Annotated in this window: 20 protein-coding genes; 13 read left to right on the forward strand and 7 right to left on the reverse strand. The window is 70.9% G+C overall.

Going from position 1 to position 20,990, the window contains the following annotated elements; all coding sequences use genetic code 11:
- Positions 1-575 precede the first annotated feature (575 nt).
- The 4 genes from SSP29_RS12270 to SSP29_RS59330 all read left to right on the forward strand — a co-directional run bounded on the left by SSP29_RS12270 (position 576) and on the right by SSP29_RS59330 (position 2,705).
- Positions 576-1,562 (forward strand): tetratricopeptide repeat-containing protein, encoded by a 987-nt coding sequence (locus tag SSP29_RS12270; RefSeq protein ID WP_145968881.1) that lies wholly within the window; start codon positions 576-578, stop codon positions 1,560-1,562.
- 88 nt (positions 1,563-1,650) lie between these two features.
- Positions 1,651-2,022 carry a VOC family protein gene (locus tag SSP29_RS12275; RefSeq protein ID WP_089100575.1) on the forward strand — a complete coding sequence of 124 codons (372 nt, stop codon included), beginning with the start codon at positions 1,651-1,653 and terminating at the stop codon, positions 2,020-2,022.
- 123 nt (positions 2,023-2,145) lie between these two features.
- Positions 2,146-2,403, forward strand: coding sequence for a hypothetical protein (locus tag SSP29_RS12280; protein ID WP_089100576.1), 258 nt, complete (start codon positions 2,146-2,148; stop codon positions 2,401-2,403).
- Positions 2,404-2,489: 86 nt separating this feature from the next.
- Positions 2,490-2,705, forward strand: a complete 216-nt coding sequence (locus tag SSP29_RS59330; RefSeq protein ID WP_089100577.1) for a hypothetical protein — start codon at positions 2,490-2,492, stop codon at positions 2,703-2,705.
- Here SSP29_RS59330 and SSP29_RS12290 read toward each other — a convergent pair.
- Complete coding sequence (locus SSP29_RS12290) at positions 2,660-3,151, reverse strand: MarR family winged helix-turn-helix transcriptional regulator (RefSeq protein ID WP_089100578.1); 492 nt, start codon at positions 3,149-3,151, stop codon at positions 2,660-2,662. The genes SSP29_RS59330 and SSP29_RS12290 overlap by 46 nt on opposite strands.
- A gap of 196 nt (positions 3,152-3,347) precedes the next feature.
- Here SSP29_RS12290 and SSP29_RS12295 point away from each other — a divergent pair, with 196 nt between their 5' ends.
- From SSP29_RS12295 to SSP29_RS12330, 8 genes are all read left to right on the forward strand, one after another.
- Complete coding sequence (locus SSP29_RS12295; RefSeq protein ID WP_089100579.1) at positions 3,348-3,716, forward strand: HGxxPAAW family protein; 369 nt, start codon at positions 3,348-3,350, stop codon at positions 3,714-3,716.
- A gap of 375 nt (positions 3,717-4,091) precedes the next feature.
- Positions 4,092-5,012: a DUF2797 domain-containing protein gene (locus tag SSP29_RS12300; protein WP_089100580.1), complete on the forward strand. Its 921-nt coding sequence runs from the start codon at positions 4,092-4,094 to the stop codon at positions 5,010-5,012.
- 255 nt (positions 5,013-5,267) lie between these two features.
- Positions 5,268-6,008: a response regulator transcription factor gene (locus SSP29_RS12305; protein ID WP_150134013.1), complete on the forward strand. Its 741-nt coding sequence runs from the start codon at positions 5,268-5,270 to the stop codon at positions 6,006-6,008.
- Positions 6,005-7,648 carry a sensor histidine kinase gene (locus SSP29_RS12310; RefSeq protein WP_089100582.1) on the forward strand — a complete coding sequence of 548 codons (1,644 nt, stop codon included), beginning with the start codon at positions 6,005-6,007 and terminating at the stop codon, positions 7,646-7,648. Before SSP29_RS12305 ends, SSP29_RS12310 begins: the two co-directional genes overlap by 4 nt.
- 14 nt (positions 7,649-7,662) lie before the next feature.
- Complete coding sequence (locus tag SSP29_RS12315) at positions 7,663-9,174, forward strand: bifunctional glycosyltransferase family 2/GtrA family protein (RefSeq protein ID WP_089100583.1); 1,512 nt, start codon at positions 7,663-7,665, stop codon at positions 9,172-9,174.
- The gene (locus SSP29_RS12320) at positions 9,171-11,486 is read left to right on the forward strand and encodes a glycosyltransferase family 39 protein (protein WP_089100584.1); all 2,316 of its coding nucleotides are present in this window, start codon (positions 9,171-9,173) and stop codon (positions 11,484-11,486) included. Before SSP29_RS12315 ends, SSP29_RS12320 begins: the two co-directional genes overlap by 4 nt.
- 108 nt (positions 11,487-11,594) lie before the next feature.
- Positions 11,595-12,977 (forward strand): MFS transporter, encoded by a 1,383-nt coding sequence (locus SSP29_RS12325; protein WP_150134015.1) that lies wholly within the window; start codon positions 11,595-11,597, stop codon positions 12,975-12,977.
- 134 nt (positions 12,978-13,111) lie between these two features.
- Complete coding sequence (locus tag SSP29_RS12330) at positions 13,112-13,843, forward strand: TetR/AcrR family transcriptional regulator (RefSeq protein ID WP_150134016.1); 732 nt, start codon at positions 13,112-13,114, stop codon at positions 13,841-13,843.
- 118 nt (positions 13,844-13,961) lie between these two features.
- On the opposite strand, the gene SSP29_RS12335 is transcribed toward SSP29_RS12330, so the two are convergent.
- The 4 genes from SSP29_RS12335 to SSP29_RS12350 form a co-directional block, all read right to left on the reverse strand.
- Entirely contained in the window at positions 13,962-14,435 is a 474-nt protein-coding gene (locus SSP29_RS12335; RefSeq protein WP_089100586.1) for a PPOX class F420-dependent oxidoreductase, read from the reverse strand.
- Between the two features lie 54 nt (positions 14,436-14,489).
- Positions 14,490-15,311 (reverse strand): YceI family protein, encoded by an 822-nt coding sequence (locus SSP29_RS12340; protein WP_089100587.1) that lies wholly within the window; start codon positions 15,309-15,311, stop codon positions 14,490-14,492.
- A gap of 122 nt (positions 15,312-15,433) precedes the next feature.
- Positions 15,434-17,917 carry an MFS transporter gene (locus SSP29_RS12345; RefSeq protein ID WP_167449913.1) on the reverse strand — a complete coding sequence of 828 codons (2,484 nt, stop codon included), beginning with the start codon at positions 17,915-17,917 and terminating at the stop codon, positions 15,434-15,436.
- Between the two features lie 104 nt (positions 17,918-18,021).
- Positions 18,022-18,618 carry a MarR family winged helix-turn-helix transcriptional regulator gene (locus SSP29_RS12350; protein WP_089100589.1) on the reverse strand — a complete coding sequence of 199 codons (597 nt, stop codon included), beginning with the start codon at positions 18,616-18,618 and terminating at the stop codon, positions 18,022-18,024.
- 206 nt (positions 18,619-18,824) lie between these two features.
- Here SSP29_RS12350 and SSP29_RS12355 point away from each other — a divergent pair, with 206 nt between their 5' ends.
- Positions 18,825-19,031, forward strand: coding sequence for a hypothetical protein (locus tag SSP29_RS12355; RefSeq protein WP_089100590.1), 207 nt, complete (start codon positions 18,825-18,827; stop codon positions 19,029-19,031).
- 65 nt (positions 19,032-19,096) lie between these two features.
- Here SSP29_RS12355 and SSP29_RS12360 read toward each other — a convergent pair whose 3' ends face one another.
- Complete coding sequence (locus tag SSP29_RS12360) at positions 19,097-19,894, reverse strand: TrbL/VirB6 family protein (RefSeq protein WP_150134018.1); 798 nt, start codon at positions 19,892-19,894, stop codon at positions 19,097-19,099.
- A 50-nt stretch (positions 19,895-19,944) separates the two neighbouring features.
- Entirely contained in the window at positions 19,945-20,871 is a 927-nt protein-coding gene (locus tag SSP29_RS12365) for an RNA polymerase sigma factor SigF (protein ID WP_089100591.1), read from the reverse strand.
- Between the last annotated feature and the right edge of the window lie 119 nt (positions 20,872-20,990).

The raw sequence follows: 20,990 nt of genomic DNA on the forward strand, positions 1-20,990 counted from the left end.
CAAGAGCGGGTCCTGGCTGACTACGTGCGCATTCTGGGCGACGACCACCCCGACACCCTCACCGCCCGCAGCAACCTCGCCCGCGCCCGTGATGCCGTGGCAGCTGTACAGCAGCCGGGTACAGCAACCCCAGCAACCGCCGCCGGCCTTCAGCCCCCTTCAGATGCTTCCGAGTAATCGGTATGCCCCTCCCCAACCGATCTCTACCGAGCTACGGATCAGAAGGTTGCAGGTTCGAATCCTGCCGAGTGCGCACAGGTGCGAGGCCCCGGAGAGATCCGGGGCCTTTTGCGTTTCGGCTTCAGCAATGTGCAGAGTCAGGGCCACCGGCGCTTGAGGTGTTGGGTCTGCGGCGGTGCTCCGCGCCCGTGCACCGGGTATGGACGCGGCCCGGCCCTGGGCTGATCACCCGGCTCTGGTGCGGCTGACGTCAACAGCTGAATTCGACGCCGACGGACAGACGCGGAGCGAAGCAGCCGTCGAGTCTCCTCCATGTGGTGTGGGCTTGCAGGGCGATCGTCGGGGAGCTGCATGACAGGATCGGTGCCGACTCGGCGGGTCAGGGGGAGGACAGGGTGGGGATCTTCAAGCGACGGCGCGCGGACACGGCGGCCCTGGAGGCAGAGGCTCTCCTGCAACGCATCAAGCGGGCCGTCCCCTCAGACGGAGTGGGCGCGATTTCGGATGAGGCTCAGGCCGAGCTGCGCGAGTGCCTGGCCGAGGCCGAGAGCCGCCTCGGTGACGGGCATCGCGCGACGCAGCTGGCCCTGTACCAGCTGAGCGTCGGTCTGCTCCGTACCGGTCCCGTAGCCGAGGCGGAGGCAGGGTTCCGGCGACTTCGGAGAATCCGAGGCCAGGCCCTGACCGACCGGGCCACTCCGATCCTGCTGCGACTGCACGCCGCCAGCCTGTCCCGTCTGGGCCGCCACGAGGAAGCCGCTCGCGCGTACGAAGCCGTTGGCGATCAGCTCGGGGAACACGTCGACGAGCTCAGCTCGGCGTGGCTCAGCGTGCGGGCCCTGCGCTCCTCCGAACTGTGTCACCTGCGCCGGTTCGAAGAGGCCGAAACCGATGCGCGTGCCATCATCGAGCGGAGCGTGTTCACACCCGCGCCCACAGGCCTCTTCGTGCGGTGGATCGCGACACACGCACTTTCCTACGCCCTCACCCGCCAAGGACGGTCGGAGGAGGCGGAGTCGGCCGCACGCAAAGCCCTGGCGGCCATGCGGGTGCGGCAGGACGACAGAGGCGACTTGATTTTCGCCCTGGAGCAGAGCCTCGCCCATTCACTCAGCGCGCAAGGCCGCTACGCCGAGGCCCTCGACTGCGTGACCAGTGCCCGCCAGGCCTACACCGCCTCTCGACACTTCGACGCCGCCGAGGCCCACACGGCCGGCGTCCCCACGGCCGAGGCTCTCCTGGGCCTCGAACGCCACGACGAGGCGGCCCAGGCCGCCCGCGACACCATCACCGCTCTCACGGAACTGTTCAGCCCCGACCACGCGTGCGTACGCGATGCCCGAGAACTGCTGGTGCGGGCAACGAGCGCTACGGCGCCCTGACCCGGCCTCTGGCTTTTGCCCCGACGGCAGTGTTCGACGGGAACCGGCTCCGGTCTGTCCGTGCTCTTGGAGGGGAACACTGTCCGGCATGCCTGTCTCGTTGCATCACATCGTCATCGACGCCCATGATCTTCCCGCTCTGGCCCGGTTCTGGGCCGAGGTGCTGGGCTGGCGGGTCCTCTCCGAGCGGGAGCGGGAGGTGGTGATCGGGCCGGACGAGACGGCCCCGGTGGGAATCTGCTTCATGCCGGTGACCGATCGCAAGGTCGTCAAGAACCGCCTGCACCTCGATCTGACCTCGGCGGCGGAGGACAGGGAGGCCGAGATCGAGCGGATCCTCGCACTCGGCGCTCGCAGAGCGGACGTCGGACAGAGCGGTGACGAGTCGTGGACGGTGCTGGCCGATCCGGAGGGGAACGAGTTCTGTGTGGTCCGTCCGAAGGAGACCCTCATCGGCTAGCCCTGGGAGCCGGGCCGTTGCCGTCACCCCTCAGGGCATCCGCGACGCGGTCGAAGCCGGCCGAGCGCCGTGCGATTCGCAGAACTCTGGCCAGGCGCCGCAGCGTGGCCGCAACATGACGCCATGGCCGACGGCAGAGATCTCCGACTGTTCGCATCCAAAGCCCTGTTGATCTGGACCGCCTGCCTGGCGGGGCTCGCCTTGGCCGACGGGATCTACTGGGTCCAGCATCACCGTCTCCCCGACGCGTCGAGCATCACCATCTCGATCGGCGGGACCGCGTTCGTGGCGATCGTGGGCAGCGCGAGCGCCATGCGGCGTACGCAGCGCGCGCAGCGCAGGAAGCACAGGGAATCGCGGGAACCACTGGAACCGCGCTGAAAGCGGTACCAGCGGCGGCCGGGTTTCGGCCCGGTGGCACACCCCGGCACGGCCGCGGCAGCCGTCGAGTTCGGCTATCGGCTGACGTGGTCTTCACCGACACCCGGCCGACCGTCTGGATCATCACGCTGGTCCTCGGTGTGGCGGTCACGTCCTGGGGCGTTGTACGAAGGACGCGTGCCATGGCCCGTGGGATGGCCGACTTCACGGAGCCGTACGGGCAGACCCGCATGGCGGCCGACGGCCAAGCGCGAGTTCAGCAGGGCTCCGCCGAGTCGTTCCTGTTGAGCTTCTCCAAGTAGTCGTGTGCCAGGGCGGTGGCCCGGGTGAACCAGTCCGTGAGGGTGGCGAGTTCGTCGGGGGTGTAGTCGGCGAACAGTTCGGTGAGGCGTGCGTAGTGGCCGGCGTACACCGCCTCGACTCGGGTGACGGCTTCCGGGACCGCGGCGACGCGGACCCGGCGGCGGTCGTCGGGGTCGGGTCGGCGGGTGACGTAGCCCGCGCGTTCCAGGCGGTTGAGGATGCCCGTCACCGCGCCCGTCGTCACATGGGCGCGCGCGGCCAGGTCGCCTGCCGTCAGCAGGTCGGTGCCCGCCTCCAGGACGAAGGCGAAGCAGGTGAGGTCCGTGACGTTCACCCCGAGCCGCCGGGCCAGTTCCTGCTGGCCGATCACATGGGCCGCGATGAGGTGGTCCATGGCGGACAGTGCCCGGGCCGCGTCGGCGGCCGGTCGCGGCTTGCCGTGCATGTGCGTTCCCGATTCGTCGTTCGAGATGACCGAGTTACCGAGTGCCTTTGGGTTCCGGGATCCCCGGATTGTCGGATCCCCGGATTCTCTTAGTGCGTGAGAGGTGTGGGTAGTAAATTTCTTATCCGGTGAGGGATTGTAGTCGCCCTCGCGTCGGACTGTGTGTTTCCGCTGCCTATGAAGGGGAGACGGGTACGTGAGTCAGCACGACGAAGGCCACACGGTGGCAGGGTGGACCGGTACCGCGATCGCGACCGTCGGAAGCGGTCTGCTGGGGCTGGGCGTGTGTACGGTCTCGGTCGCCGCCCTGGTCGCAGGGCTCGCGGTGTGTGCCGTGAGCGTCCTGGTCACCTGGTATCTGCATCTGGCGGGGTGGGGCAAGCCGCCGGGGCCGCGGCCCCGGGCACAGTGGCCCCTCGGCGTGCGGGACACCGGCGCCCGCGACGGCCACCCCGGATGCGTCTCCTGCCGGCTGGCCGGCCGTGGGCGGCGTACCGCGTCGGCGCTCCGGCCGGTGTCCGCCGCCGACGAGGCGGAACCGGCGACCGCGGAGGCCGGCGGCTGATCGGGAGAGGTTGAGGATCCCCCCCGGGCCCCGTCCAAGTCAGCTGCCCCGGCCCGTTGTTGGCAGCCGAGAGCGTCATCGGCGGCTGCGGGCTGTCGCCGGCCGTCATCGGCCGCTGCGGGCTGTCGGCGGCCGTCATCGGCTGCTGCGCCGTCGGCGGCTGTCGCCGGTCGCCCCCAGCTATAGCCGGTCGCCCCCGGCTACAGCGGGTCGCCCCGAGCCGTGGCCGGTCGCCCCGAGCCGTGGCCGGTCACCCCGAGCCCTAGCCGGTCACCCTGGGCTGTCGTCGGTCGGTCCCAAGCTCTAGCCGGTCGCCTCAACCCATAGCCGGTAGCCCCGGGCCGTTGTCAGTGCCGCCCTCTACCCTCGTGAGTGATGGCACAGGTGTGGAAATGCTCGGGGCTGCGGTGGTCGGACGGCGGGCCCGTGCTGGTGTGGAGCGGCGGGCGGCGCAGTCCACTCGCCCGGGGGAAGCGCGTGGCCTTCGGGGTCTCGGAAGGGGTCGCGGAAGGGCTCTCGGAAGGGGGCGCCGACGGGGCTGCGACCCGGGGTGTGCGGGAGTGCGTGGGGGCGCGCGGGCATGCCTGCCCGACCAGGGCACCCGTGTCCGGCAGGAGTACCGGCGCCCGGTGCGAGGAGTGTGCGCGGCTGGACCGGGCGCACTCCGTGGCCGCCGACACCCTCGCCGATGATCCCCGGCCGTACCACGTGTATCTCGCGTGGTTCGGGCCCGGCATGGTCAAGGTGGGGATCACGGCCGTCGAGCGGGGGCCGGCCCGGCTGCTGGAGCAGGGGGCCGTGTGCTTCAGCTGGCTCGGTGCCGGGCCGCTGATGGCCGCCCGGCGGGCCGAGGAGTTGCTGCGGGCCGCGCTCCGGGTGCCGGACCGGATCCCGTACGGGGCCAAGCGCGCCGTGCGCGCCCTGCTGCCGGCGACCCGGGCCGGGCGGGCGGCCGAGATCGAAGAACTGCACGCGCTTTCTGTCGCGCTCGGCGGCTGGCCCGAGTCCCTCGTCCCCGAGCCCTGCCAAGTGGTCGACCATCTAGGGGTGTTCGGGCTGGACGGGGTTCCCGCCGCCGTCGGCGAGGTGACCGAGCTGGTGCCGGGCGGTGTGGTGAGCGGTGAGCTGGTCGCGGCGGCCGGGCCGGATCTGCATCTCGCCACCCGGCGCGGTGTCGTCGTCCTCGACACGCGCTTGCTGCCCGGCTGGGAGCTGACCGCCGCCGGGGCGGGGGAGGAAGGGCAAGTCAGGGTGCCTGTAAGGGAGTTCGCGGCACCCCAGGGCGGGCTCTTCTGAACCCGGGGAAGCCTCGCCGCGCGGCACCCGCGCCGGCTCGGTACGCTCTCATCAGCGGTTCATCGACACTTCACGAACGGCGCGGGGCGGGCTCCGGACGGACATGATCCGCACAGCCCGGCGCGAGCGTGGTCACGAGTTCATGCGCACGTGATGGGATTCCCAGGCGTTCCCTGAGAGGCACCTGTGTGTTTCTTAGGGAAATCACAGATTAGTGAAAGCGTGTTCTCAGAGGACCCGGACAAGGTGTCCACCATGACCACGACCTCGCCCCAGGGGCGCACCGAACTGCTGAGGCCGGACGGGAGCCCCGTCCGAGTGCTTGTGGTGGACGACGAGCTGTCGATCACCGAACTCCTTTCCATGGCCCTCCGTTACGAGGGCTGGCAGATCCGGAGTGCCGGTGACGGGCAGGGCGCGATACAGACCGCCCGGGAGTTCCGGCCCGACGCCGTCGTCCTCGACATGATGCTGCCCGACATGGACGGCCTCACCGTGCTGGGGCGCCTGCGGCGCGAACTGCCGGACGTGCCGGTGCTGTTCCTGACCGCGAAGGACGCGGTCGAGGACCGGATCGCGGGTCTCACCGCCGGTGGCGACGACTACGTCACCAAGCCCTTCAGTCTCGAAGAGGTCGTGGCCCGGCTGCGCGGGCTGATCCGCCGCTCCGGTGCCGCCGACCGGCGCTCCGACTCCGTGCTCGTCGTCGGTGACCTCACCCTGGACGAGGACAGCCACGAGGTCTCGCGGGCCGGGGAGTCGATCCACCTCACCGCCACCGAGTTCGAGCTGCTGCGCTTCCTGATGCGCAACCCGCGGCGGGTGCTCAGCAAGGCCCAGATACTCGACCGTGTGTGGTCGTACGACTTCGGCGGGCAGGCCAATGTGGTCGAGCTCTACATCTCGTACCTGCGACGGAAGATCGACGCCGGCCGTGAGCCGATGATCCACACCCGGCGTGGCGCCGGCTACCTGATCAAGCCAGCCGCGTCATGAGCGGGCGACGACGGCCGCGTACGCAGAAGCGACGAGCGGGAAAGCCGCGCACCCTGCGGACTCGGCTCGTCGTCGTGTCGGTGACGCTGATCGCCGTGGTCTGCGCGGTGATCGGGACCGTCACCACCCTCGTGCTGCGTGACCACCTGTACGGGCAGCTGGACAGCTCCCTGAAGGAGGCCGCCGCACGCCTGTCGGGCGGACCGATCGGCGGTCCCGACGGCAAAGGCAACGGCAACGGCACCGACCTCCCCGGCAACGGCAAGACGCTCAAGCCGACGCAGACGTCCGTCCTTGAGGACTTCGTCACCCGCGGTCCCCAGCCGCAGAAGGCCATCGCGGCCACGGTCGAGAACGGGTCGGTCACCAGCGGCAAGGTCGGCAACAAGGAGAACAACTCCGCCGGCTACACCCAGATGAGCGCCGGGAACCTGAGCGAGGCCCAGCTCAAGGTGATCGGTTCCGTCGCCCAGGACCAGAAACCGCACACGGTCGACATCCCCGGCCTCGGCACCTACAAGGTCCAGTACGTCACGGGCAACAAGGGCACCTTCTACGTCGGTATCCCGACCTCCGACGCCGACGGCACCATCAACACCCTGATCATCGTCGAGATCAGCCTCACCGTCTCCGGCCTGATCGCCGCCACCCTCGCCGGCACCGTCATCGTCGGCGTCGCCACCCGCCCCCTCCGCCGGGTCGCCACCACCGCCACCCGCGTCTCCGAACTCACCCTCCACACCGGAGAGGTGAACCTCAGCGAGCGGGTGCCGGACACCGAGTGCGACCCGCACACCGAGGTCGGCCAGGTCGGTTCCGCGCTCAACCGGATGCTCAACCACGTGCACGGCGCCCTGCACGCCCGCCAGCAGAGCGAGATGCGGGTACGGCAGTTCGTCGCCGACGCCAGTCACGAGCTGCGGACCCCGCTCGCCTCCATCCGCGGCTACGCCGAGCTGACCCGGCGCGGCAGGGAGCAGGTCGGGCCCGACACCCGGCACGCCCTCGGCCGTATCGAGTCCGAGGCCGGGCGGATGACCCTCCTCGTCGAGGACCTGCTGCTGCTCGCCCGGCTGGACGCGGGGCGGCCGCTGCAGTTCGAGCACACCGACCTCATCCCGCTCGTCGTCGACACGATCAGCGACACGCGTGCCGCAGGCATGGACCACAACTGGCGCCTCGACCTGCCCGACGAGCCGGCGCTGGTCGCCGCCGACGCGGCCCGTATCCAGCAGGTGCTGATCAACCTGCTCGGCAACGCGCGCAAGCACACCCCGCCGGGGACCACCGTCACCGCCCGCATCGAGCGGCGCGGGCCGTGGATGTGCGTGGACGTCGAGGACAACGGGCAGGGCATCCCGCCGGATCTGCTGCCGCACGTCTTCGAGCGGTTCGCGCGCGGTGACTCCGCGCGGTCGCGGTCCACGGGGTCCACCGGACTCGGGCTCGCCATCGTGCAGGCCGTCGCGACCGCACACGGCGGTGCCGTCACCGTGGACAGCGTGCCCGGCCGTACGGTGTTCACCCTCTATCTGCCCGCGCTTGCCCCGGCGGCTCCCCAGCCTTCCCCCGAAACGAACTGGCAATCGCACTCACAGGCACAGCACAGTGCCACCACATGGGTGCAACAGGGCGCTTGACGAGAGTCGATGCCATGCGAACCGACTCTTCTCCCGGCACCCTGCCGGCGCGGGAGCACCTCCCGGCCGGCAATGCCGGAACGCCTGTCCTGGACGTTGTGATCCCCGTCTACAACGAGGAGAAGGACCTCGGCCCATGCGTCCGCAGACTGCATGAGCACCTCAAGCACACCTTCCCGTACGCGTACCGCATCACCATCGCGGACAACGCGTCCACGGACACCACCCCCCAGGTGGCGAAGCAGCTTGAGGCGGAGATCGCCGAGGTGAAGTCGTTCCGGCTGGAGCAGAAGGGCCGCGGCCGGGCGCTGCGGACCGTCTGGTCGGCCTCGGACGCGCCGATCCTCGCGTACATGGACGTGGACCTGTCGACCGACCTGAACGCGCTGCTGCCGCTGGTGGCGCCGCTCATCTCCGGCCACTCCGACCTGGCGATCGGTTCCCGGCTGGCCCGCTCGTCGCGCGTGGTGCGCGGCGCCAAGCGGGAGTTCATCAGCCGCTCGTACAACCTGATCCTGCGCGGCTCGCTGCAGGCCCGCTTCTCGGACGCGCAGTGCGGCTTCAAGGCGATCCGGCGCGATGTCGCCCAGGTGCTGCTGCCGATGGTCGAGGACACCGGCTGGTTCTTCGACACCGAGATGCTGGTGATCGCCGAGCGCGCGGGCCTCCGTATCCACGAGGTGCCGGTCGACTGGGTCGACGACCCGAACTCGACCGTGCACATCGTGAAGACGGCGACCGAGGACCTCAAGGGCGTGTGGCGGGTCGGCAAGGCCCTGGCCACCGGTTCGCTGCCGCTGGACCGGGTGGCCCGCCCGTTCGGCGACGACCCGCGCGACCGCGACATCCAGGACGTGCCGAAGGGCCTGGCCCGCCAGCTCGTCGGGTTCTGCGTGGTCGGCGGCCTGTCGACCCTCTTCTACCTGGTCCTCTACAGCCTCTTCCGGGAGTTCTCCGGTTCGCAGACAGCCAACGCGCTCGCGCTTCTGGTGTCGGCGGTGGCGAACACGGCCGCCAACCGGCGCCTCACCTTCGGGGTGCGCGGCCGGGGCGGGGCGGTCCGGCACCAGGCGCAGGGCCTGGTCGTCTTCGGTATCGGCCTCGCGCTCACCAGCGGCTCCCTCGCCGCCCTGAACGCGGCGACCAGCGACCCCTCGCACTCCACCGAGCTGGCGGTGCTGATCGCCGCCAACCTCGCGGCGACCGTGCTGCGCTTCCTGCTCTTCCGCGCCTGGGTCTTCCCCGACCGCGACGGCGCCGGCTCCGGTACCGGTACCGACCGGCAGGAGTCGATGGTGGTGGCGACGCACAACCCGGCGTCCCCCGCCTACAGGACCGGGACCCCGGCCCCGTACCAGCCGCAGGGCCCGCTCCCGCAGCGCCCCACGCACCAGCCGTACCCCCAGAACGGCACCACGACCACTCAGTTCCGCGCCGGTGAAGCCGCGGACGGCACCTGGAGGGACAGCACCATGCAGTTGCAGCCGGTGCGCCCCCACGACACCGAGCCGGGGGAACCCCGATGAGTACGAACACCGACCCCGTGACCCAGTGGGGCCCGCCCCCGACCGCACCCCCCGCTGCTTCGCCCGCCGCTCCCCCGCAGTCGCAGTCGCAGCAGGAGCAGGAGCAGGAGCAGCAGCAGCCGCAGTTCGCGCCGGACGGCCATGACGCCTCCGCCGCGCCGGCCCCGCAGACGGGCTGGGGCGAACCGAAGCAGCCCTTCGTCCGGAGACTGTGGCGCGGCCGCCCCGAGGACCCCCGCTGGGCGCGCCCGGCCTTCCTCGGCCTGCTGCTCGTCACCGCGGTGCTGTACTTCTACAACCTGAGCGTCAACGGCTACTCCAACTCCTTCTACTCGGCCGCCGTCCAGGCGGGCACCAAGAGCTGGAAGGCGATGTTCTTCGGCTCGCTGGACGCGGGCAACGCGATCACCGTCGACAAGCCCTCGGCGTTCATGTGGCCGATGGAGATCGCGGCCCGGATCTTCGGCCTGAACTCCTGGACGATCCTCGGCCCCGAGGTCCTCATGGGCGTCGGCACGGTCGCGGTCGTCTACGCCTCCGTGCGCCGCCGGTTCAGCCCCGCGGCCGGCCTGATCGCGGGCGCCGTGCTCGCGCTCACCCCCGTCGCGGCGCTGATGTTCCGGTTCAACAACCCGGACGCCATGCTGGCCCTGCTGATGGCGCTGGCCTGCTACTTCGTGGTCCGGGCCGTCGAGGACGGCAAGACGAAGTGGCTGGTGTGGGCGGGCGTGGCGATCGGCTTCGCCTTCCTCGCCAAGACGCTCCAGGCGTTCCTGATCCTGCCGGCGCTGGCCTTCGTGTACGCGGCCGTCGGCCCGCACACGTGGAAGAAGCGGATCGGGCAGCTGGCCCTGGCGACCGGCGCGCTGGTCGTCGCCGGCGGCTGGTGGGTGGCGATCGTCGAGCTGTGGCCGGCCTCCTCCCGCCCCTACATCGGCGGCTCGCAGGACAACAGCTTCCTGTCGCTGACCTTCGGCTACAACGGCCTCGGCCGCATCAGCGGCGACGAGACCGGCAGCGTCGGCGGCGGTGGCGGCACCGGCACCGGCCGCTGGGGCGCGACCGGCTGGAACCGGATGTTCAACGACGAGATCGGCAGCCAGATCTCCTGGCTGATCCCGGCCGCGCTGATCCTCCTCGTCGCCGGTCTGGTGGCGACCCGCAGGCTGAAGCGGACCTCGGTGACCCGGGCCTCGTTCCTGGTCTGGGGCGGCTCGCTGCTGATGACCATGATCGTGTTCAGCTACATGGCGGGCATCTTCCACCAGTACTACACGGTCGCCCTCGCCCCCTACATCGCCGCCGTGGTCGGCATGGGCGCGGGTCTCCTCTGGGAGAAGCGCGCCGAGCTGTGGGCGTCGATCACCCTCGCCGCCGCCGTGGTCTCGGCCGCGGTGTGGGGTTACGTCCTCCTCGACCGCACCTCCACCTACCTGCCCTGGCTGAAGTACCTGGTCCTGATCGGCGGTCTGGCCGCCGCGCTCGGCCTGGTCTTCGCGGGCCGGATCTCGCGGCAGCTCGCCCTCGGTGCGGCCGCGGTCGGCCTGGTGGCCGCACTGGCGGGCCCGACGGCGTACACCCTCAGCACGGTGAGCTCCGCGCACACCGGCTCCATCCCGACGGCCGGTCCGGCGGGCGCCAGCACGATGGGCTTCGGCGGCGGTGGCGGTCCCGGCGGCGGCCGGGGCGGCTTCGGCGGCGGCACGGGCGGCGGTGGCACCACGCAGGGCCAGGGTCAGGGACAGGGCCAGGGCCAGAACGGCACCGGCGGCTTCCCGGGCGGCGGCACCGGTGGCACCGGTGGCTTCGGCGGCGGTATGCCGGGCCAGAACCAGCAGGGCGGCAACGGAACCACGCAGAACGGCACCGGGGGCTTCCCGGGCGGCGGCCGGATGGGCGAGGGCGGCGGCATGGCCGGCGGCGGTGGCGTCGGCGGTCTGCTGAACGGCGCGACCGTCACCTCCGAGGCGAAGGCGCTGCTGCAGAAGAACTCCTCCCAGTACACCTGGGTCGCGGCGGCCATCGGTGCCCAGAACGCGGCGAGCTACCAGCTCTCCACCGGTGACGCGGTGATGGCGATCGGCGGCTTCAACGGCACCGACCCGTCGCCGACGCTGGCCCAGTTCGAGAAGTACGTGGCCGAAGGAAAGATCCACTACTTCATCTCCTCCGGCACCGGAGGCGGTGGCATGGGCGGCAGCAGCAGCGGCACGTCCTCGCAGATCACCTCCTGGGTCGAGAAGAACTTCAAGAAGGTGACGGTGGGTTCGTCCACCTTCTACGACCTCACACAGAAGGCGAGCAGCAGCTGACCAACTCCTGAGCGGCGCAAGGGCGGTGACCTCCCCGGTCACCGCCCTTTGCCGTGCCGCGAGAAACCGCGTTGTACGCCGTATAGGAACCGTCTTACGGTGTACAACATGACTTCTCAGGGGCACCCCAAGCGCTGGCTGATCCTCGGTGTCATCTGTCTCGCGCAGCTCACCGTGCTGCTCGACAACACCGTCCTCAACGTGGCCATCCCCTCCCTCACCCGGGAGCTGCACGCGGCCACCGCCGACATCCAGTGGATGATCAACGCGTACTCGCTCGTCCAGTCCGGCCTGCTGCTCACGGCGGGCAGCGCCGCCGACCGCTACGGCCGCAAGAAGATGCTGATCGCGGGCCTGGTCCTGTTCGGCGCGGGTTCGCTGGCCGCGGGCCTGGCCGACTCGACGGGCCAGTTGGTGGCGGCGCGGGCCGGCATGGGCGTGGGCGGTGCGCTGCTGCTGACGACCACCCTGGCCGTGGCGATGCAGATCTTCACCCCCGACGAGCACCCCAAGGCCATCGGCATCTGGAGCGCCGTCAACGCGCTGGGCTTCGCCGCCGGTCCGCTGATCGGCGGGTTCATGCTCAACCACTTCTGGTGGGGCGCGATCTTCCTGATCAACCTCCCGGTGGCCGCGCTGGCCCTGGCGGCCGTCATCGCCCTGGTCCCCGAGTCGAAGAACCCTCAGGGCGACCGCCCCGACCTGCTAGGCGCGCTGCTCTCCACGGTCGGCATGGCCGCGCTGGTCTTCGCGATCATCTCCGGCCCGGAGCACGGCTGGACGTCGGCGCGGGTGCTGGGCACGGCCGTCGTGGCGGTACTGGTGCTGGGCCTCTTCGCGTACTGGGAGAGCCGGGTCCCGTACCCCATGCTCGACCCGCACTTCTTCAGGGACCGCCGCTTCACGGGTGCCGTCGCCGGTGCGGTCCTCATCACCTTCGGCATGGGCGGAGCGCTGTTCCTGCTCACCCAGCACCTGCAACTCGTCCTCGGATACGGCGCGTTGGAGGCGGGTCTGCGGACGGCGCCGCTCGCGCTGACGGTCGTCGCCCTCAACTTCAGCGGCCTGTCGGCCAGGTGGGCGACGCGACTGGGGACGCCGGTGGCGACAGCCCTGGGGATGCTGCTGATGTCGCTGGGCCTGGTGTCCATCGCCGTGCTCGATTCGAGCGGCTACGGCGGCACGCTGCTCGGTCTGCTGCTGATCGGCGCGGGGTGCGCGATCGCCAACCCGGCGATGGCGCACGCCATCATGAGCGCGATTCCTCCGGAGAAGGCCGGGGTGGGAGCCGGGATCAACGGCACGCTCGCCGAGTTCGGGAACGGGTTGGGGGTCGCCGTACTGGGCGCGGTGCTGAGCTCTTGGGTGGCCTCGGGGAAGTCGTTGGCGGACGGGCTGGGGGCGGGGCAGTTGGTGGGAGCCGTTGCTGTCGTTGCCGGGGGGTTCGTGGCGGCGGGGCTTCTCAGGCGGGCGGAGAAGAATGCCGCCTAGTGGGGAGGGGGCGCGTGTCCGTTCGCGGCTGCGGGTTGTGTATGGCTGGTCGCGCAGTTCCCCGCGCCCCCCCCAAAAAACGGGGCGTTGCGGTCTTAGCATCTTGAGAAGTGGTCGTGGAGGAAGGTGTCGTGATGGCGCGGGCCAGCGTGTGGCTTGAGGAGAAGGACCGCCGCGGTGGCCGTGGCGGGCAGCCTTCCGGACTCGACCGGGCCCGTATCACCTCCGTCTCCGTCCGGCTCCTCGACTCCGACGGGCTCGACAAGTTCTCCATGCGGCGGCTGGCGGCCGAGCTCAAGGTGACCGCCATGTCCGTGTACTGGTACGTCGACACCAAGGACGACCTGCTCGAACTCGCCCTCGACGCGGCCTTCGGCGAGCTGTCCCTGCCCGATGCCGCCGTCGGCGACTGGCGGGAGCAACTGCGGGCGCTGGCCACGGAGTACCGCGCCCTGCTGGTCCGCCACCCCTGGTTCTCCCCGCTGGCCGGCCGCTACCTCAACATCGGCCCCCACTCGCTCGCCTTCTCCCGGGTGGTCCAGCAGGTGGTCCGCCGCGCCGGCCTGCCCGCGCACGGCGTGACCGGCGCGATCTCGGCCGTCTTCCAGTTCGTCTACGGCTACGGGACGATCGAGGGCCACTTCGCCGAGCGCGTGGCGGCGGCCGGCATGACCCAGGACGAGTACTTCAACACCGCGATGACCGCGGTGACCGAGGCCCCGGCGACGGCACAGATCATCGAGGAGTCGAAGGACCTCATGGCGGCAAGGGGCGGCGACACGGTCGCCGAGATGCTGGACAGGGACTTCACGTTCGCACTGGATCTGCTGATCGCTGGAATCGAGGCCATGGTGCAGCGCCCCTGAAAGGGGCGCGGGACTGTGTCCGATATGCGGCTCCGCCGCGTGGGCGCGACCAGCCACAGCGAACCCGCACCCGCGAACGATGACGCACCCCGAGCTCTTAGGCGCCCGGTCCTCCCTCTTACGCGTCCGGCGAAGCCAACCGCGCCGGAAATCCCCCGGTCGCCACCGGCCCCCACTTCTCCGGCGTCACCCGAATGATCGACTTCCCCTGCTTCACCATCGCCGCCCGGTACTCGTCCCAGTCCGGATGCTCCCCGGCGATGTTCCGGTAGTACTCCACCAGCGGCTCCACCGACTCCGGTGCGTCAAGAACCTCGGCCCGCCCGTCGACCTGCACCCACGGCCCGTTCCAGTCGTCGCTGAGGACGATCACGCTGACCCGCTCGTCCCGCTTCGCGTTCCGCGTCTTCGCCCGCTCGGGGTACGTGGAGGCGACGATGCGCCCGGAGTCGTCCACCCCGCAGGTCAGCGGCGACCCCTGCGGGCTGCCGTCGGCGCGCCGGGTGAGCAGGATCGCGCGGTGGCGCGATCGTACGAAGTCCAGCAGTTCGTCGAGGGAGACGGTGGTGTTCGTCGCGATGTTCGGTGCCATGGCGCCAGCCTAGGGCCGCGGGGCCCGCTCAGCCTGTCCCTGCCGGGCTCATGTTCACGCCTGCGGCAGCGACTCGCCCTGCACCGCCTGGATCTCCAGCTCGATCTTGAGGGTCGTGCCGATCGCGGCGATGCCCGCCTGCACCACCTGGTTGTAGTTCATGGCGAAGTCCTCGCGGTGCAGCTCCGTCGTCGCGCGGAACGCGGCGCGTGTGCCGCCCCACGGGTCGGCGCCGGTGCCGAGGTAGGAGAGGGTGAGGTCGACCGGTCGTACGACACCGTGCAGCGAGAGCTCGCCGTGGACCGTCCAGCGGTCGGAGCCGGCCGCCGTGAGGCCCGTCGAGTAGTAGGTGATCTCGGGGTGGCGTTCGACGTCCAGGAAGTCGGCGGAGCGCAGGTGGGTGTCGCGCATGCCGTTGCCGGTGTCGATGGAGGCGGCGCGGATGACCGCCTGGACGCGGGACTTGGCGATGTCGTCGGGGGCGATCTCGATCCAGGCGCTGAAGTCCGTGAAGCGGCCGCGGACGCTGGAGATGCCCAGGTGCTGGGCGACCGCGCCCACGGTGGAGTGCGCCGGGTCCACCGTCCACGGGCCCGGCGGGGGCAGTTCGGTGCCGCCCTGCCGCGCCAGCGTGACCGTGCCGACCTCGGCGCGCCCGCTCGCGGTGACGATGGCGCTGGCGGCGGCGGGCGCGTAGCCCACGGCCGTGACGATGACGGTGTACGCCCCGGGCGCCAGCGGGTTCGGGTCGCGGACCGTGCCCTCGTCGTCGGCCTCGGCGCGCAGCACCTGCGTGCCGGTCATGTCGGTCACCGTGACGACCGCGTGCGACACGGCCCATCCGTCCCGGGTGCGGATCCTCGCGGTCAGTCCCATCCCGTTTCTCCCTGCGAACACTTGAGCACCAAAGCGCTCAGAGACTTACAAATTGGTCGTATGGGACCGGCCCGTGGCGGGCGCCTCCTTGTGGGCGCGCCCGCCACGGGCCGGAGTGCGAACTACTCGCCCGGGTGGGAGAGTTCGATGTCGTGGCCGTCGACACCGGCGCCGGTGACGTTCAGGGCCGTGGCGACCGGCGGGTAGCCCGTCGCGATCACGGTGTAGTCGCCGCCGTCCAGGTCGGCGAAGGCGTACGCGCCGTCCACGCCGGTGGTGGCCGTGCCGACCACGTTGCCCGCCGCGTCCACGAGGGTCACGCGGGCGTCCGCCAGCGGGCCGTGCGGGGCCCGTACGACACCCTGGAGCTGGGCGCCGGCGTCCAGGTCGACCTCGATCCGGGTGACCCCGGTGCTGCCGATCTCGACCGGGACCGCGCGGGGCCGGTAGCCGGCCGCGTTCACCGCGACCGTGACGACACCCGGCACCAGCTCGCCGAAGCGGAAGTCGCCCTGCTCACCGGTGGCCGCGGTGGCCAGCAGGTCACCGCGCACGTCGGTGACGATCACCATCGCGTCCTTGACGGGGAGCGCGCTGCCGGCGCCGCGGACGGTGCCGCTCAGGCCACTGGTGCCGCTCAGCAAGATGTCATACGGCACCGGCTCCTCGCCCACCACGATCGTGGCGGCCTGCGGCTGGTAGCCGTCGGCGGAGGCGATCAGCACGTACGAGCCCGCGCCGGGCGCGTCCAGCCGGTAGGAACCGTCGAAGCCCGCGACCGAGCGGCCCAGCTGGCGGCCGGACAGCGAGATGAGGGTGACCGCGGCCTGCGCGACCGGGGCGCTCTCGGCACCGCGCACGAAACCGTGCACCGGGGTGCCGGCGGAGCCCGCCGACTGCTCGGGACCGGCGATGGTGGCCACGGCGGCGAACTGCCGGGTGGCCTCCGGCGCGGCCGCGGCCTCCGTGCTGCTGCTCACGACCGGGGCGGCCCAGCCGGGGACCTGCTGCTCCCCGGCGGGGGCCGGGACAGCGGCGGCGACGGCGGCAGGCGCGGTCTCCGGGCTCTCCGTGGTCTCCGCCTCGGCGGCCTGGGCGAGTCCGCCCTTGGTCTTCAACGGGACCTCCTTGATGAACAGGCTGATCAGGAACGCGAGGGCCGCGAGGCCGCCGGCGATCAGGAAGACGTCGGCGATGGCGTGGCCGTAGGCGCTCTCCATGAGGGTGCGCAGCGGGGTGGGCAGCTTGCCCAGGTCCGGGAGGCTGTCGCTGGACGAGCTGGAACCGGCCAGGGCGGCCTGGTACTTGGGGGAGAGGGCGGCGGCGCCCTCCGTCACGTAGTGCGTGATCCGGTGGGCCATCACCGCGCCCAGCGCCGAGACGCCGACCGCACCGCCGAGGGAGCGGAAGAAGGTGACCGTGGAGCTGGCCGAGCCGAGGTCGCTCGGGGCGACCTGGTTCTGCGTGCACAGCACCAGGTTCTGCATCATCATGCCGATGCCGAGACCCAGCAGCGCCATGAAGATCGACATCTTCCAGTACGCCGTGTCGTAGCGGATGGTCCCGAGCAGGCCCAGGCCGGCCGTCACCAGCACGCCACCGCTGACCAGCCAGGCCTTCCAGCGGCCGGTGCGGGTGATGAACTGGCCCGAGACGGTGGAGGAGATGAACAGACCGCCGATCATCGGGATCGTCATCACACCGGACATCGTCGGGGACTTGTCGCGGGCCAGCTGGAAGTACTGGCTGAAGAAGACCGTGCCGGTGAACATCGCGACACCGACGAACAGGGAGGCCAGCGAGGCCAGGGTGATGGTGCGGTTGCGGAACAGCCGCAGCGGGATGATCGGCTCCTTGGCCTTCGACTCGACGAGCACGAAGATCAGACCGAGGACGATCGAACCGCCGATCATCGCGTACGTCTGCCAGGAGATCCAGTCGTACTTGTCACCGGCGAAGGTGACCCAGACCAGCAGCAGCGAGACGGCGGCGGCGACGAAGAACGCGCCGGCCCAGTCGACCTTGACGTCCCGCTTCACGACCGGCAGGTGCAGGGTCTTCTGCAGCACGATCAGCGCGAGGACGGCGAAGGGGACGCCGACGTAGAAGCACCAGCGCCAGCCCAGCCACGAGGTGTCGGTGATGACACCGCCGAGCAGCGGGCCGCCGACGGTGGCGACGGCGAAGGTCGCGCCCAGGTAGCCGGAGTAACGGCCGCGCTCACGCGGCGAGATCATCGCGGCCATGACGATCTGGGCGAGCGCCGACAGACCGCCGACGCCGACGCCCTGGACGACACGGCAGGCGATCAGCATGCCGGCGTTCTGCGACAGACCGGCGGCCGCGGAGCCCAGTACGTATATGACCAGGGCTATCTGGACGAGCGCCTTCTTGCTGTACAGGTCGGACAGCTTGCCCCACAGCGGGGTGGTCGCGGTCATGGCCAGCAGCGAGGCGGTGACGACCCAGGTGTAGGCGGACTGGCCGCCGCCGAGGTCGCTGATGATGTGCGGCAGGGCGTTGGTGACGATCGTGGAGGACAGGATCGCCACGAACATGCCGAGCAGGAGGCCGGAGATGGCCTCCATGATCTGCCGGTGGGACATCGGGGCCTGCTCGACGGAGCTGCCGGAGCCGCCTCCCCCGTGCTTGGCGTGAGCCCGCACACCGGCTGGTGTGGTCGTTGCCATGGGCTTCCTTTTCTTGGGTCTTATGCGGGTGTACGGGTGGTCGTCGGTTCGAGTACGGGCGTGGGGGCGCGGGCGGCGGAGGTGACCGTGGCCTTGTCCATGGCTCTGTCCATGGCCTCGGCCGGGACCTTCGGGGTGCCCGGGGCGAGCGCCGTGCCGGCGGCGAGCCGGGGGTGCGGGGCCGCCGCCCGGCAGTCGCCGAAGCTGTCCCGGAGCCGGGTCATCAGCCGGATCAGCTGGTCGACCTCCTCGTCGCTCCAGTCGCCCAGCCGCTCGGCGAGCAGCTCGGTGCTGCGCCGGGACAGGTCCAGGAGGGTCGCCTCGCCCGCGGGGGTGAGGTGCAGGATGCGGGAGCGCTTGTCCGCCGGGTCGGCGGAGCGCTCGATCCAGCCGCGCTCGGCGACATGGGCCACGTGCCGGCTGGTCACGGACATGTCCACGGCGAGCAGCTCGGCGAGCTTGCTCATGCGCATGGAGCCGTGGCGGCCGAGCAGCGTCAGCACGGCCGCGGAACCGGTCGGGCACTCGGGCGGCAGAATGCGTCCCAGGTCCCGCTTCACGGCTCCGACGGCGCTGAGCTGACGCGCCAGCTCCTCGAACTGCGCCTGCCTCGCCATCACACACACCTCCTCACGACCGTATTCGTTGCTTGGGGCAACCATAGAACTACTTGGTTGCCACAGGCAAATGAATCAGTGGGGGGTGGGTATAAAAACTTGGCAAAGGCAAGTATTGCGAACGTAAACGCGCAGGTGGGGTCGGCTGCGTCCACGGGAGGCCCCCCACTTGGGCGACATCCGCGAATTCGCTAGTGTCTCGGGCCATGGCTAACACCCAGGGCCCCCAGGGCAACTACGACCCCGCCGGCAGCACCCAGATGTTCCGCGCGTTCGTCGACGAGGCCCCGCAGACCTCCCAGCAGACGACGTCCACCTACGCCTCCTCCTCCGGCCCTCGTGTCGGCCTGATCCTCGGCGTCGTCGCCGTGGTGGTCGTGGTGGCGGCGGTGGCCTGGCTCGCGCTCATGTAGTACGGCCGCCACGGCAGCGGTACGACGGAGAACCCGGGGTCGCGTGCCCCGGGCTTTCGTCGTGCTCAGCGCCAGTCGACCGTCACGACCCGGGTCTCGACGTGCATGCCGAGCGGCACCCGCCAGTCGTCCACGCAGACCGTCCAGGTCCTGCTGATGCGGGAGCCGGGCGCGACCGGGGTCGGCAGGGGCTCCGTCGAGGTGACCGTCGACCAGTCGATGCCCAGCAGGTCGATGATGTGCGTGCCGAGCGTGACCGTGCCGGAACGGACCGCCGTCCCGCCGGAGTTGGTGAAGGTGACGGTCACCTTCTCGCACCAGCGCTTGTCCGTGGCCGCACGGGTGGGGGCGCTCCAGGTGAGGGCCGCGGGTGCGGGGGAGGCCGAAGAGGCGCCGGGCCGCGGTGAGTTCGGCACCGCCGGGTCGCTTCGTCGTGGCCGGGCGCCGTCGCGGCGGGAGGGAGAGCCGGCCGAACTGGTCCGGGAAGACGGTGAGTCGGGTGTGCCGGCGGCGGCTGTGGCGGGGCCGGTCGAGTGCGGCCCGCTCGTCGTGCCCGCCGGTCCGTCCGCCCCCTTCGCCCCGTCCAGCGGGACCAGCGTCACCGACCCCGTCGGTCGTGCCGCCGCAGGCGTTTGGGCCGTGCCGCCCGCCGCCCCCACCGCCGTATAGCCGCCGGCCTCGCCTCCTCCGCACGCCGTGAGTGCCGAGGCCAGGCAGGCGGCGACCGCCGAGGCCGCCGTGACGGTGACCCACCGGCCGTCCCGCGCCCTGCGGGGCTGCGTCGGGCCGGCCGCCGGTGCCACGGAGGCGTCGGCCCGGCGGCCACTCGGTGTCCTGCGGATCGGTGTGCTGCGGAGCGGCATCGCGCCAGTGTGGCTGACACTCCGTCAGTAAGGAACCCGTAGGCGCGACCTCAGTCCGAGATCAGGCCCTCGCGGAGCTGGGCCAGGGTGCGGGTCAGCAGGCGGGAGACGTGCATCTGGGAGATGCCGACCTCCTCGCCGATCTGGGACTGGGTCATGTTCGCGAAGAAGCGGAGCATGATGATCCGGCGCTCGCGGGGCGGGAGCTTGGCGAGGAGCGGCTTGAGCGACTCGCGGTACTCGACGCCCTCCAGGGCCGTGTCCTCGTAACCGAGGCGGTCGGCCAGGGAGCCCTCGCCGCCGTCGTCCTCGGGGGCCGGGGAGTCGAGGGAGGAGGCGGTGTACGCGTTGCCGACGGCGAGGCCGTCGACCACGTCCTCCTCGGAGACGCCCAGGACGGCCGCGAGCTCCGTCACCGTCGGGGAGCGGTCCAGCTTCTGGGAGAGCTCGTCGCTGGCCTTGGTGAGGGCCAGGCGCAGCTCCTGGAGGCGGCGCGGGACGCGCACCGACCACGAGGTGTCACGGAAGAAGCGCTTGATCTCGCCCACGACCGTCGGCATCGCGAACGTCGGGAACTCCACGCCCCGTTCGCAGTCGAAGCGGTCGATCGCCTTGATCAGGCCGATGGTGCCGACCTGGACGATGTCCTCCATCGGCTCGTTGCGGCTGCGGAAGCGGGCCGCCGCGTAGCGCACGAGGGGGAGGTTGAGTTCGATCAGGGTGTCCCGGACGTAGGCACGCTCGGGGCTCTCCTCGTCGAGTGCGGCAAGGCGCAGGAACAGGGAGCGGGACAGGGTGCGGGTGTCGAGGTTCTCCGAGACCACCGGGACTTCCGGGGTCGGAGGGGCCTCCAGCGCCGGGGCGCCTTGGATCGCGCCTTCGATGCTGTCGAGCACGTCGATGGCGTCGAGCTCCTTGGGCGCTGCCTCGCTTTTCGTGGGCGTGAGCACCTTCGAGCTGCCCTGGTCTGCGGACATGCCACCCCCTTTGGGTCGCGGGACGGTCGCGGCGGCGTTCCCTGGGAGGAACGATGCCTTCACCTGAATACCGGAGCCGGAGCCTCGGCAAACGCGCTTCCGGCAGAATGTCACATGTC

Origin of the sequence: Streptomyces hyaluromycini, assembly GCF_002217755.1 — a bacterium.
Taxonomy (GTDB): Bacteria; Actinomycetota; Actinomycetes; order Streptomycetales; family Streptomycetaceae; genus Streptomyces; species Streptomyces hyaluromycini.

Bases quoted from the DNA above. Each gene is read 5' to 3' on its own strand.
- SSP29_RS12275 (WP_089100575.1), top strand. From the start codon at position 1,651: ATGCCTGTCTCGTTGCATCACATCGTCATCGACGCCCATGATCTTCCC.
- SSP29_RS12280 (WP_089100576.1), top strand. From the start codon at position 2,146: ATGGCCGACGGCAGAGATCTCCGACTGTTCGCATCCAAAGCCCTGTTG.
- SSP29_RS12290 (WP_089100578.1), bottom strand. From the start codon at position 3,151: ATGCACGGCAAGCCGCGACCGGCCGCCGACGCGGCCCGGGCACTGTCC.
- SSP29_RS12300 (WP_089100580.1), top strand. From the start codon at position 4,092: ATGGCACAGGTGTGGAAATGCTCGGGGCTGCGGTGGTCGGACGGCGGG.
- SSP29_RS12305 (WP_150134013.1), top strand. From the start codon at position 5,268: ATGACCACGACCTCGCCCCAGGGGCGCACCGAACTGCTGAGGCCGGAC.
- SSP29_RS12310 (WP_089100582.1), top strand. From the start codon at position 6,005: ATGAGCGGGCGACGACGGCCGCGTACGCAGAAGCGACGAGCGGGAAAG.
- SSP29_RS12315 (WP_089100583.1), top strand. From the start codon at position 7,663: ATGCGAACCGACTCTTCTCCCGGCACCCTGCCGGCGCGGGAGCACCTC.
- SSP29_RS12320 (WP_089100584.1), top strand. From the start codon at position 9,171: ATGAGTACGAACACCGACCCCGTGACCCAGTGGGGCCCGCCCCCGACC.
- SSP29_RS12325 (WP_150134015.1), top strand. From the start codon at position 11,595: ATGACTTCTCAGGGGCACCCCAAGCGCTGGCTGATCCTCGGTGTCATC.
- SSP29_RS12330 (WP_150134016.1), top strand. From the start codon at position 13,112: ATGGCGCGGGCCAGCGTGTGGCTTGAGGAGAAGGACCGCCGCGGTGGC.
- SSP29_RS12335 (WP_089100586.1), bottom strand. From the start codon at position 14,435: ATGGCACCGAACATCGCGACGAACACCACCGTCTCCCTCGACGAACTG.
- SSP29_RS12340 (WP_089100587.1), bottom strand. From the start codon at position 15,311: ATGGGACTGACCGCGAGGATCCGCACCCGGGACGGATGGGCCGTGTCG.
- SSP29_RS12345 (WP_167449913.1), bottom strand. From the start codon at position 17,917: ATGTCCCACCGGCAGATCATGGAGGCCATCTCCGGCCTCCTGCTCGGC.
- SSP29_RS12350 (WP_089100589.1), bottom strand. From the start codon at position 18,618: ATGGCGAGGCAGGCGCAGTTCGAGGAGCTGGCGCGTCAGCTCAGCGCC.
- SSP29_RS12355 (WP_089100590.1), top strand. From the start codon at position 18,825: ATGGCTAACACCCAGGGCCCCCAGGGCAACTACGACCCCGCCGGCAGC.
- SSP29_RS12360 (WP_150134018.1), bottom strand. From the start codon at position 19,894: ATGCCGCTCCGCAGCACACCGATCCGCAGGACACCGAGTGGCCGCCGG.
- SSP29_RS12365 (WP_089100591.1), bottom strand. From the start codon at position 20,871: ATGTCCGCAGACCAGGGCAGCTCGAAGGTGCTCACGCCCACGAAAAGC.